Origin of the sequence: Rhodanobacter sp. FW104-R8 (genome assembly GCF_001617365.1) — a bacterium.
In the GTDB taxonomy this organism is placed as follows: domain Bacteria; phylum Pseudomonadota; class Gammaproteobacteria; order Xanthomonadales; family Rhodanobacteraceae; genus Rhodanobacter.
The window spans coordinates 1-10083 of record NZ_LVJR01000078.1 but is presented as its reverse complement, the minus strand read 5'-3'; the positions used below and the strand labels follow the sequence as shown (position 1 = coordinate 10083).

The 10083-nt window shown below is 67.1% G+C and carries 10 protein-coding genes; 5 read left to right on the top strand and 5 right to left on the bottom strand.

Annotated elements, in window-relative coordinates; all coding sequences use genetic code 11:
- Positions 1 to 258 precede the first annotated feature (258 nt).
- A complete protein-coding gene (locus tag RHOFW104R8_RS11635; protein WP_068095585.1) occupies positions 259 to 1836 on the top strand; it encodes a M20/M25/M40 family metallo-hydrolase in 1578 nt (525 codons plus the stop codon).
- A gap of 82 nt (positions 1837 to 1918) precedes the next feature.
- On the opposite strand, the gene RHOFW104R8_RS11630 is transcribed toward RHOFW104R8_RS11635, so the two are convergent.
- Positions 1919 to 2470: a peroxiredoxin gene (locus RHOFW104R8_RS11630; RefSeq protein ID WP_068095583.1), complete on the bottom strand. Its 552-nt coding sequence runs from the start codon at positions 2468 to 2470 to the stop codon at positions 1919 to 1921.
- Between the two features lie 227 nt (positions 2471 to 2697).
- Here RHOFW104R8_RS11630 and RHOFW104R8_RS11625 point away from each other — a divergent pair, with 227 nt between their 5' ends.
- On the top strand, positions 2698 to 3084 hold the full coding sequence (locus RHOFW104R8_RS11625; RefSeq protein ID WP_068095581.1) for a hypothetical protein: 387 nt from the start codon (positions 2698 to 2700) through the stop codon (positions 3082 to 3084).
- 158 nt (positions 3085 to 3242) lie between these two features.
- Here RHOFW104R8_RS11625 and RHOFW104R8_RS11620 read toward each other — a convergent pair whose 3' ends face one another.
- The 4 genes from RHOFW104R8_RS11620 to RHOFW104R8_RS11610 form a co-directional block, all read right to left on the bottom strand.
- On the bottom strand, positions 3243 to 4958 hold the full coding sequence (locus RHOFW104R8_RS11620) for a GGDEF domain-containing protein (RefSeq protein WP_235604430.1): 1716 nt from the start codon (positions 4956 to 4958) through the stop codon (positions 3243 to 3245).
- Positions 4959 to 5035: 77 nt separating this feature from the next.
- Positions 5036 to 5344, bottom strand: a complete 309-nt coding sequence (locus tag RHOFW104R8_RS17005; protein ID WP_082823608.1) for a hypothetical protein — start codon at positions 5342 to 5344, stop codon at positions 5036 to 5038.
- Between the two features lie 67 nt (positions 5345 to 5411).
- The gene (locus RHOFW104R8_RS11615) at positions 5412 to 6239 is read right to left on the bottom strand and encodes an SAM-dependent methyltransferase (RefSeq protein ID WP_068095578.1); all 828 of its coding nucleotides are present in this window, start codon (positions 6237 to 6239) and stop codon (positions 5412 to 5414) included.
- A 299-nt stretch (positions 6240 to 6538) separates the two neighbouring features.
- Entirely contained in the window at positions 6539 to 7381 is an 843-nt protein-coding gene (locus RHOFW104R8_RS11610) for an SAM-dependent methyltransferase (protein WP_068095576.1), read from the bottom strand.
- Between the two features lie 209 nt (positions 7382 to 7590).
- Here RHOFW104R8_RS11610 and RHOFW104R8_RS11605 point away from each other — a divergent pair, with 209 nt between their 5' ends.
- From RHOFW104R8_RS11605 to RHOFW104R8_RS11595, 3 genes are all read left to right on the top strand, one after another.
- On the top strand, positions 7591 to 8160 hold the full coding sequence (locus RHOFW104R8_RS11605; RefSeq protein ID WP_068095574.1) for an NADPH-dependent FMN reductase: 570 nt from the start codon (positions 7591 to 7593) through the stop codon (positions 8158 to 8160).
- A gap of 87 nt (positions 8161 to 8247) precedes the next feature.
- Positions 8248 to 8907: a glutathione S-transferase family protein gene (locus tag RHOFW104R8_RS11600; protein ID WP_235604431.1), complete on the top strand. Its 660-nt coding sequence runs from the start codon at positions 8248 to 8250 to the stop codon at positions 8905 to 8907.
- Positions 8908 to 9027: 120 nt separating this feature from the next.
- On the top strand, positions 9028 to 9816 hold the full coding sequence (locus RHOFW104R8_RS11595; RefSeq protein WP_068095570.1) for an FAD-dependent oxidoreductase: 789 nt from the start codon (positions 9028 to 9030) through the stop codon (positions 9814 to 9816).
- Positions 9817 to 10083: the final 267 nt, after the last annotated feature.

Here is a 10083-nt window from a genome sequence, read left to right as displayed (position 1 = left end):
GGCAAACAATCGATGCCGTCGGCAGCGGCTTCCGACCGTGCCGGTGCGTTGCGACCGACGAAGAAAGGCGCCAGCCCGGCAAACGCGGTCGTCTTTACTTCGATCGGGCGCTCGTGGCCGTATGCGCCCCGGGAAAGGCAATTCTCCGGATCGGGCAGGCAACATGACTAAAGGCCCATGAGCGCGGGGAGGCGGAGCGCTAGATTCGAAAGTTCTTGCGTCGAACCGTGCCAGGGGAAAGCCGTGATCAAGCGTTGCATGTGGGTGATGATGTGTCTGGGTGTCAGCGGCATGGCCGCGGCCCAGGAGCCGGTGGACCTGGACATGGTCAGCCGCATCCGTCAGGAGGCGTTCCATCGTTCGCAGGTCATGGCCACCTTCAGCCATCTGACCGAGGGCATCGGTCCGCGTCTGACCAATTCGCCGCAGATGGCCCAGGCCAATGCCTGGACCCGCGGGAAATTCAGCGAGTGGGGCTTGGCCAACGTCCACGACGAAGCGTTCGACGACTTCGGCCGCGGCTGGGAATTCAGCGACGCCAGCGTGCAAATGCTCAGCCCGCGCGCGCTGCCGTTGCATGCGTTGCCCAAGGCATGGACGCCGGGCACCAACGGCCCGGTCGAGGGCGAGGTGATGGCGGTCACCATCAAGAAGCTCGTCGACCTTGAGAAATACAAGGGCAAGCTGGCGGGCAAGATCCTGCTGTTGAACGAAGCGCGCCCGTACAAGCGCGGCGTCGAAGCCGATTCGCACCGCCACGACGAGGCCGGCCTGGCCGAACTGCAGGCGTTCGCCGTGCCCAAGGACACCGACAAGGACCGCGCCAAGCGGATCAAGCAATACACCCAGCGCCAGGAACTGACCCGCGCCACCAACGAGTTCTTCGTCGCCGAAGGCGTGCTGGCCACCGTCGGCATCAGCGGCTGGGACAACGGCATCATCCGCGTCGGCGGCGGTGGCTCGCGCAGGGCTGGGGAATCCGTCGGCGTGCCGGAACTGGCGATGGCGGCCGAGCACTACAACCCGCTGGTGCGCGCCGTCGAGCGCAAGCAGGCGGTGAAGCTGCGGGTGAACGTGAAGGCGCGTTTCACCGACGAGGCCGACCAGCCCGGCTACAACACCGTGGCCGAGATCCCAGGCAGCGGCAGCAAGGCCGGCGAGATCGTCATGCTGGGTGCGCACATGGATTCCTGGCACGCCGGTACCGGCGCGGCCGACAACGCCGCCGGCGTGGCGGTGATGATGGAGGCCATGCGCATCCTCAAGGCGGTGGGCGCCAAGCCCAAGCGCACCATCCGCGTGGTGCTGTGGAGTGGCGAGGAACAGGGCCTGATCGGTTCGCAGGCGTACGTGGCCAAGCACTTCGCCGCTTACCCGGAGCCCACCGACCCCGCGCAGAAGGCGCTGCCGGCGTCGCTGCGCGAATCGACCGGTGCGTTGCAGAAGAAACGCGATTACGACCGCTTCTCGGCCTACTTCAACATGGACAACGGTTCGGGCCGCTTCCGCGGCATCTACGCCCAGGAGAACCTGGCGGTGATGCCGATCTTCCAGGCCTGGCTGGAGCCGTTCCACGACGTCGGCGCCACCACCGTGGTCACCCGCAATACCGGCAGCACCGACCACGTTTCCTTCGATCGCGTGGGCCTGCCGGGCTTCCAGTTCATCCAGGACCGCCTGGACTACTCCAGCAATGTCCATCACAGCGACCTGGACACCTGGGACCACGCCGAGCCGGAAGACCTGAAGCAGGCGGCGGCCATCGTCGCGTCCTTCGTCTACCACGCCGCCATGCGCGAGGAAAAACTGCCGCGCAAGCCGCTGCTGGAAGGCTGATTCCCGGCGGGCCGGCTGCACGGACGGGCCGGTCTTGCCGGCCCGTCGTCATTTAGGCAAAGGCCATCGTGGACGGTGCAGGTTAGCCCTGCTTGCCGAGTGCCTTCACCGCCTCCAGCGTCTCCTGCACGTGCTGCTTCGGGTTCAGGTTGGAATAGACGTGCACGATCTTTCCCGACGGGGCGATCACGTACGAGGTGCGGTCCGACCAGCCGGGCCGCATCGGCAGCAGCGCGTCGTAGGCCTTGGCGATCTTCGCGCCCTCATCGGCGGCGACCGGGAACTTGCCGCCGCAATGCTCGGTTTCCTTCGAGAAGGCCGCCAGCTCCGGGGTATTGCCGGCGGTGACGCCGATCACGGTGGCGTGCTGCGCCTTGAACCGGTCGATGGCCTCGGAGAACAGGTGCGCCTCCAGGTTGCAGCCCGGCGTGTGCGCGGCGGGGAAGAAGTAGACCACCACCGGGCCTTTCTTCAGGGCGTCGGCGAGCTTGAACGTGAAGGGCTGGCCAGCGAGGTAGGCCGGCGCGGAAAAGTCGGGGGCCTGGGCGCCTTCCTTCAATGCCGCAAACGCCGGCGATGCGAGGGTGGCGGTGCCGACGAGGGCGAGGGCGGCGAATTTCAACAGGGCGTTCATGGTGGTGGTTCCTCTGGCTGGGGACAGTCGATTTATACGCCAGAAGTGCCGGGGCGGGTGCCGCGACCGCCCGCGAAGTCGGGTTCGTTGCCGCGAACCCGGCGACACGGATGGCGGCCAGGGCCGCTTTTCGCCCGGCCCAGCCGCCGGGCGGGAGTTCTGCTATGTTGGCCGCGAGGATCGTGCCTGCATGTCCGTTCGCGTCTATCCGGCGGGAGGTCAGCCACATGGGCCACAACAAGTCACGCTCGAGCGTTTCAGTCGGCCCGGTCGACTGGAGTGATCCGAGCCTGGACGCACTGCTGCAGAAGGTCGACGGCTGGCAGCTGGACAACCGCAGCAGCCAGTCGCCGCAGGATGTGCAGATCCACGTCAACTCCGGATGGACAGCCGGCTCGGTCGTCAGCAAGCCGGCGCAGCTGATCTCGATGGATGAGCAAACCATGGTGCTGGCGACCCGGTTTCCGGTTCCGCAGGGCGAGCACGTGCGCGTGGACACCCGGCGTGCGGACGGCGTGCATACCGTGTGGGCCTGGATGGTCGAAGGGCGCGAGGGTTGCCGCGTCGAGGATCGCGAACACGGCCTGTTCCTGAGCAAGCTGCGTATCGGCTGACGGCATGGCGACAAGTGCCGAAAGGCGTCGGGAACCATGCCGGCGCTCATCGCACGTTTTGTCGCGGCCCGAGGTTTTGCCTGCCGCACGCGGTATTCGAAGCCCGGGGCCAGGCTTGGTTTGGGCGCATCTCGATTCCGCCGCCGAGGCCCGGGATTTCAGGCCTCGACCTGGTCGCCGGTTCCGGTATCGGCGATGACGCGATTGCGCCCGGCGCGCTTGGCGCGGTAAAGCGCGGCATCCGCTTCCTTGCAAAGCCGTTGCAGCCCGTAGCCGGAAGTGTCGGTGGCAGCCACGCCGACGCTGGCGGAAATCCATATGCCATGCCCGTCTTTCTCGATCGGCGTCGTGCCGATCGCAACCCGGATGCGGTCGGCGATTTCCAGGCCCTGGTCGCGCGGACACTCGTGCAGCAGGATGCCGAACTCCTCGCCGCCCAGGCGACCGAACAGGTCGGCGGGGCGTAGGTGCTGCTGGCAGATGGCGACCGCTCGCTTCAGCACGGCATCGCCCATGGCATGGCCGTGGGTGTCGTTGACCTGCTTGAAGTGGTCGAGGTCGATGGATACCAGGCAGGCGTGGCCGAGTCTCTTCTCCAGCAGGTGCAGGGCACGACCGGCCCTGTTGATGAAGTGCTGGTGGTTCAGGATGCCGGTGAGCCCGTCGCGGGTAGCCATGCGCTTGAAGCGCCTCTGCAAGTGCATGGTGCGGAACAGCCAGAGTGCGATGGCAGCCAGCAGGATGATCAGCAGCATGATGTAGAGCCGGCTGGTCTCCGCAGCCTTGGCATCCAGCGCTTGCTGCAACTTGAGGACGCTGTTCTGCTTGCCGAGCTCCTCGGTTTCCAGCTTGCGGGTCAGGACCTGCTGCTGGACCGTTTGATAGGCCAGGGTCTGCGCGGCGGCATCATCGAGCGAGCTCTTGTCCTGGACAACATAGTGCTCGTAATAGGCGAGCGCGGCCGCTGCGTTGCCGCGCCGCTTCGCGATCCGATAGAGCACCCCATAGGCGTCCTTGAGGTAATCGTTGATGTCGTCCGGACCGGCCATCGCCAGTGCGGTGAGCGCCGCCTTTCGGGAGTCTTCATCTTTGCCCAGCTGTTCGAACGCCTGGGCCCGCTGCACCTGCGCGGACAGCGTGTGCGGGTAGTAGTGGTTGACCCGGATGTCGGGCGCTATCCGGTCGAGCAGCGCCAATGCCTTGGCCGGCTGGTGTTCTTCCAGGAAGAGCGTGCCAAGGATGAGCTGCATGGTTGCTGCCATGATGGGCTCCCGGGCCGCTTCACACGTATCGATGGCCTGCTGCAGATCCGGGCTGGAGGAGGCCAGCCGCTTGGCGTTATAGAGCGCGGCAACCAGCTTGGAGCGCGAGTAGCACGTGGTCATGCCGGGGGGAACGGTGTCCTCCATCATGTGGGCGTACTTGATTGCCAGATCCGTCTGTCCTGCCAGGTTCAACGTCTGGGACAGGTAACTGAGAACCTGGAGGCGTACCGTCTTGTCCTGGATCTGGGGCAGGACGATCGTGAGCTGTTGGGCAAGCAGGAAGGCTTCTTCGTAGCGATGAGTGACCGCCAGGTTGTTCATGAGGAGCGCCGATGCCTTGGCGGCCAGCATCAGATCACCTGAATGTTCGATCACATCGTGCAGCGGTTTTTCCGCGGCGGCGAATTTGCCGCCCATCGAAAGCTCAAGCGCGTCGAGATAGCGCAGGTGCCATTGCTCGGCCGCGGTGAGTGCGGGCGACTCGCGATGGATCTGCGCCAGCCGTTCGGCGAACTGCCGGTGGTCCTTGATGCGCAGGTCCTCGGTATGGTCGAGGAAGGCGCTTGCGTCGGTGATCCTGGGGGTGTCGGCGGCACGGCCTGCCTGCATCAGGGTGCAGAAAAACAGGGCCGCCAGGATGGGCCCCAGTCCTCTCCCCTGTCGGCCGGTGGGCACGGCACGGCAGGCTATGGTTTGCGCGGCGTATGTTTGTGCGGCGTACCGTGGCCGGGCTCGGGTGGACGAGTCGGCTTGTGGTCGCCGTCATGGTCGGGCTCATCCTCCTCGTGCCCAGGCGCATTGGAGATCTGCGGCACCTGGTTGGGCTTGTGTCCGAACTCTTCGGATAGAGGCGAGCTGTCGCCGATGGCGACGGCGGACTTCAGGGCTGCAGACGCCTTCGCCTGTTCGAGCATGGGTGCAAGCTCGTCGGCGGATGCGTGGCGCAGCGTAGCGTTCCGGCCAATGGCTTCCAGAAGTTCGATCGTGTCCGACATGTTTTCCCCCTGTTTCCCACGTTCCCCAAGTATCCGTTTCGTGAGCGCTGCGGACGGCCGCAGTGCGTTAGGCGATGGAGGCTTCCCTGTCCAGCGCTGCCAGCCGCTCGCGCATGGCTGTATTCTGCTTCAAGGGCGCGCCGGGCGGTAGCACTACCGTCTCCTCGGCAGTCAGTTCGGCGCCAGGCAGGTCGCGCAGCGCCATGCGGCGGACCCGCGGCTGCTGGATCGGCAAGGTGGCGCCGCGATAGACGATCACTTCGTGGTCGAGCGGGTAGTCCGCGCTCAGCACATCCACCAGCGCCTGCCGGTAGGCCGGCCCGGTGGAAAAGCGCTTCAAGGACAGATCACCCACCAGTCCCACCTGCCACAGCACCAGATAGCCGGCCGGATCAATCCGCCGTTCATAGAAAAGCAGCTGGCTGGCCTCGAAATGCTGGCAGCCGAAGCGGCCCGGGTCGATCCCCAGGTCGGCGTAGAGGCAGTCTTCGGCGGAAATGCCCGGCTCCATGTGCGCCATGAAACCTTCCGCGCGGGCCACCTCGATGGCCTTGTGCGGCGACCAGGCGAAGACGCCGGGGTGGCCGTAGAACACGCCGCAGACGTTCTTGCCGGCACGCACCTCGGCCATCATCAACTCGACCCATTGCCGGTACGTGACCATCCTCGACTTGCCCTCCGCGTAGTAGGGCTGCAGGCTGCGCACGTCCGGGTGCATGCGCTGCAGCCACAGCTCCACGATGCCGTCGGAGAGCGCCGCGAACACCACGTCCGCCTGTTCGATATGGCTGCGTGCCAGCGGGCTGAGGTGGGAGCCGAGGGTCATGCCCATGCCGACGCATGCCAGGCGGCCGCGCCGGATTTCTTTCGGTGACGCGATGGTCGATGTGTCCATGCGCTTGATCGTAGGGCAATTTCCGATATCTGGCGCATCGGCAGACACACGGCAAGGCAGGCGGTAGAGTGGGTCGGTACGTGTTTGACGGGCTCCCTGCAGGCATGGATTCGGCGGGCAAGGCATGGCCTCCGCCAAGCGGCAAGGACGAGGGTGCAGAGCGCATCGACTCGGTCGGCACGATGGCGGGGGTGGCATTAACGAATTCCCAGCCGGCCACGATGAATGGCACGCGCCAGCCACGATCATGCCTGTCGGCCCCACGATGCAGGCCCTCCACGCGGCGCAGCCCGGTTGCGTCAGCGCCGCGTGGCCAGCACGCCATCCAGCGCCAGCTCCGCCTTGAAGCCCGCTTTCTCCACCCGCCTGGCCACTTCGCGCGGCACGTCGCGGCCGCTGGTGAGCTTGTTCGGGCTGCCGGTGTAGTGGAACAGGCGGCCGCCGCGACGCAGCACGCGGGCCAGCTGGCCGTAGAACGCCTGCGCGTACAGCTCGCCGGCGATGCCGAAGCGCGGCGGGTCGTGCAGCAGCGCATCCACCGACGCATCGGCGAGCTGCGCAATGGCCTGCGCGACGTCCGCGTGCTCGAGTCGCAGGCGGCCGCCGTTTTCCGCCGCGTCAGGGTCGGGCGACCACGGGTTGAGCGTGCGCAGCCACAGCACGTCGGGGTTCTTCTCGAACGAGTGGATGCGCGCCGCGCCGGCCTCCAGGCAGCAGGCGGCGAAGTAGCCCAGGCCACCGCAGGTATCCAGCACCACCTTGCCGCGCGGCTCGACCAGCGCCACCTTGCGGCGCGCGTCCACGACCGGCGATTCCTTCGCGGTGGGCAGCATCTTGATGCCATCGATCTCGAAGGTAGGCGCGCCCCATTCGGTGGGCACCAGCTTGATCAGCGAGCCGGAGAAACGCGCCACCGGCGCGAACCCGTCGCCGTCCCAGTAGTGGATCGTGCGGTCCTTCAGCGTGGACGGATACGGATAGCGCCGGCTTCGCCACAGCCAGTCGTCCGCCTGCAGCGATGCCTTGCCGTTCGAGACCCCCAGGTCCAGCGAGCCGCTCCATTCGCCCGCGCCGGCATCACGCGCGGCCAGCAACGATGCGGCGATGAGGCGCGTAAGCAGGGGGCCGGAGTAATGCGACACGGTCGGGGAATCTCCTGGAATGGCAGCAGCGCGCCGCCGTGCGGCGAGGGGAGGGCATCGTAACCCGGCCACCCGTCGGCATGGCGGGCGACAGTTCTTTCACCCGAGCCGACCTTGCGGGGCGAGCCGGTCCGTTCGCCATCCCGTGCGCAGCCATTTCCGCGCTACCCTTGCCGCTCCTGTCGCCATCGCCGCTTCGGAGGTGAAACATGACCGTTCTGGTGGGGTTTTCCGGCAGCCTGCGCAAAGGCTCGTTCAATACCGCGCTGCTGCACGCGGCGGCGGCGGCGATGCCCGCCGGCAGCCGGCTGGAGATCATGTCGATCGCCGCGTTCCCGCTGTACAACGGCGACGATGAAGCAGCGTACGGCATTCCGGCCGAGGTCGCCGCGCTCAAGGAGGCGATCGCTGCGGCTGACGGCCTGCTGATCGCCACGCCCGAATACAACAACAGCATTCCCGGCGTGACCAAGAATGCGCTGGACTGGCTGACGCGGCCGCCGGCCGACATCCCGCGCGTGTTCGCCGGCAAGCCGGTGGCGCTGATGGGCGCATCCCCCGGCGGCTTCGGCACCATCCTGTCGCAGAACGCCTGGTTGCCGGTGCTGCGCACGCTCGGCACGGAGCTGTGGAGCGGCGGCCGCCTGCTGGTGTCGCGCGCGGGCAGCGTGTTCGATGCCGATGGCGCCATCACCGACGCGCGCACCAGCGACCTGCTGCGCGGGTTCGTGGAAGGCTTCGTCGCGTTCGCGCAAGGCGGGCCGACGAGGCATCCGTGACGTCGGCGGCTGCGAAAATGCAAGTGAACAGGCTCCGGGGAGTAGCCTGTCGAATCCGGCTTGTCCGCTTGCCCGCGAGGTGGTGCCTTGTCCCGTAAAGTCGAAGGCGTGCATCCGGCGCTGCGGATCACCGGCCGCAGCAGCTCGCATTTCACCCGCCTGGCGCGCGTGTTCGCGCAGGAGCTGGGCGTGGTTTGCGAATTCGCTCCAGTCTACGACCTGGCGTCGCTGGATATGCGCGACTACGCGGGCAATCCCGCGCTCAAGCTGCCGGTGCTCACCAGGGGCGGGGTGGCGGTATTCGGCGCCGAGAACATCTGCCGGGTGCTGGCGGAATCCGCGCCGCAGCCTCGCCGCGTCGTGTGGCCCGAGGACCTGCGCGACGTGCAGGCGCGCAATACGCAGGAACTCGTCTGGCATGCTATGCAGGCACAGGTGCAGCTCGGCTTCGGCACGCAGGTCGCGCGGCTTCCGGCGGACAGCATCTACTTCGTCAAGGCCGCGGCGGGCCTGCGCAACGCCCTGGCATGGCTCGACGAAAGGCTGCCGACCGTCATCGACGCGCTGCCGCCGCGCGATCTCAGCCTGCTGGAAGTGGCGCTGTTCTGCCTCGTCGAGCATCTGGCCTTCCGCGCGACCGTCCCGCTCGCGCCGTACGGCCACCTCGTCGCCTTCGCCCGGGAATTCGGCAGGCGGGACTCGGCGAGAAGCACGGCCTACCTGTTTGATGTGCCGCCCGGTAGCTGAGGGGCGGGCACTGATGGCGTCTTGAAGGTCGCCAGGCGTTCATTCGAGGAATGACGACATGGTCTTTCACCCGTTGGTGTTGCCGGTTGGCGATGCACCGTTGATGACGGCAAGTACGTCATGAGCCGCCGCTTCGACGCCATCATCGTCGGCGCCGGCCAGGCCGGCCCGCCGCTGGCGAACCGGTTGACCCGGGCCGGTCGGTCGGTGGCCCTGATCGAACGCAAGCTGTTTGGCGGCACCTGCGTCAACACCGGCTGCATGCCGACCAAGACCCTGGTGGCCAGCGCGCGCGCTGCGCACATGGCCCGTCGCGCCGCGGATTTCGGTGTGGTGCTGGCGGGCGACCTCGGCCTCGACCAGGCCGGCGTGGCGACGGACGCGCGCGGCTACGTCACCGCCGACGACGAATTGCGCACCAGCGTGCCGGGCATATGGGCGCTGGGCGACTGCAACGGCCGCGGCGCGTTCACGCATATCGCCTACAACGACTACGAGATCGTCGCGGCTAACCTGCTCGACGGCGGGCAGCGCCGGCTCAGCGAGCGCGTCAGTGGCTACGCGCTGTACATCGACCCGCCGCTGGGCCGCGTCGGCCTCAACGAGGCGCAGGCACGCAAGCGTGGGCGTCCGTTCCTGGTCGGCAAGCGGCCGATGGGCCGGGTCGGCCGCGCGGTGGAGAAGGACGAGACGCAGGGTTTCATGAAGGTGATCGTCGACGCCGAAACAAAGGCGATCCTCGGCGCCGCGATCCTCGGCGTCGAAGGCGACGAGGCCATCCACGGCATCATCGACATGATGAGCGTGAATGCCACCGCCACGCAGCTGCAGCGCACGGTGCCGATCCACCCGACCGTCTCCGAACTGATCCCCACGCTGATCGCGGAAGCGCACGCACCGGACGGATAGGCAACGGGCCGGACACGCCCTACACACGATCCCGGAACGGCGAATAGCCGTCCCTGCTGCACGACCCGCCTTCGGCATGCGACCGGTCGCCGCGGGCGACTTCGCCTCACGCCGTTGACCCATGCCGCACCCGTCCGGCGCCACTCGCCGCCAGGGCCGACGGCATGCCAGCGAGGGAAACGCCGCCGGGAGCGCGGGGAAGATGTAGGCTGCGTGGCTGAAGTCGTGCCTGCTGCAGATTGACGTTGCGGACCTGCCCGCACATCG

Coding starts and splice junctions, on each gene's coding strand:
- RHOFW104R8_RS11625 (WP_068095581.1), top strand. CDS start 2,698: ATGGGCCACAACAAGTCACGCTCGAGCGTTTCAGTCGGCCCGGTCGAC.
- RHOFW104R8_RS11615 (WP_068095578.1), bottom strand. CDS start 6,239: ATGGACACATCGACCATCGCGTCACCGAAAGAAATCCGGCGCGGCCGC.
- RHOFW104R8_RS17005 (WP_082823608.1), bottom strand. CDS start 5,344: ATGTCGGACACGATCGAACTTCTGGAAGCCATTGGCCGGAACGCTACG.
- RHOFW104R8_RS11635 (WP_068095585.1), top strand. CDS start 259: ATGTGGGTGATGATGTGTCTGGGTGTCAGCGGCATGGCCGCGGCCCAG.
- RHOFW104R8_RS11630 (WP_068095583.1), bottom strand. CDS start 2,470: ATGAACGCCCTGTTGAAATTCGCCGCCCTCGCCCTCGTCGGCACCGCC.
- RHOFW104R8_RS11620 (WP_235604430.1), bottom strand. CDS start 4,958: ATGCAGGCAGGCCGTGCCGCCGACACCCCCAGGATCACCGACGCAAGC.
- RHOFW104R8_RS11595 (WP_068095570.1), top strand. CDS start 9,028: ATGAGCCGCCGCTTCGACGCCATCATCGTCGGCGCCGGCCAGGCCGGC.
- RHOFW104R8_RS11605 (WP_068095574.1), top strand. CDS start 7,591: ATGACCGTTCTGGTGGGGTTTTCCGGCAGCCTGCGCAAAGGCTCGTTC.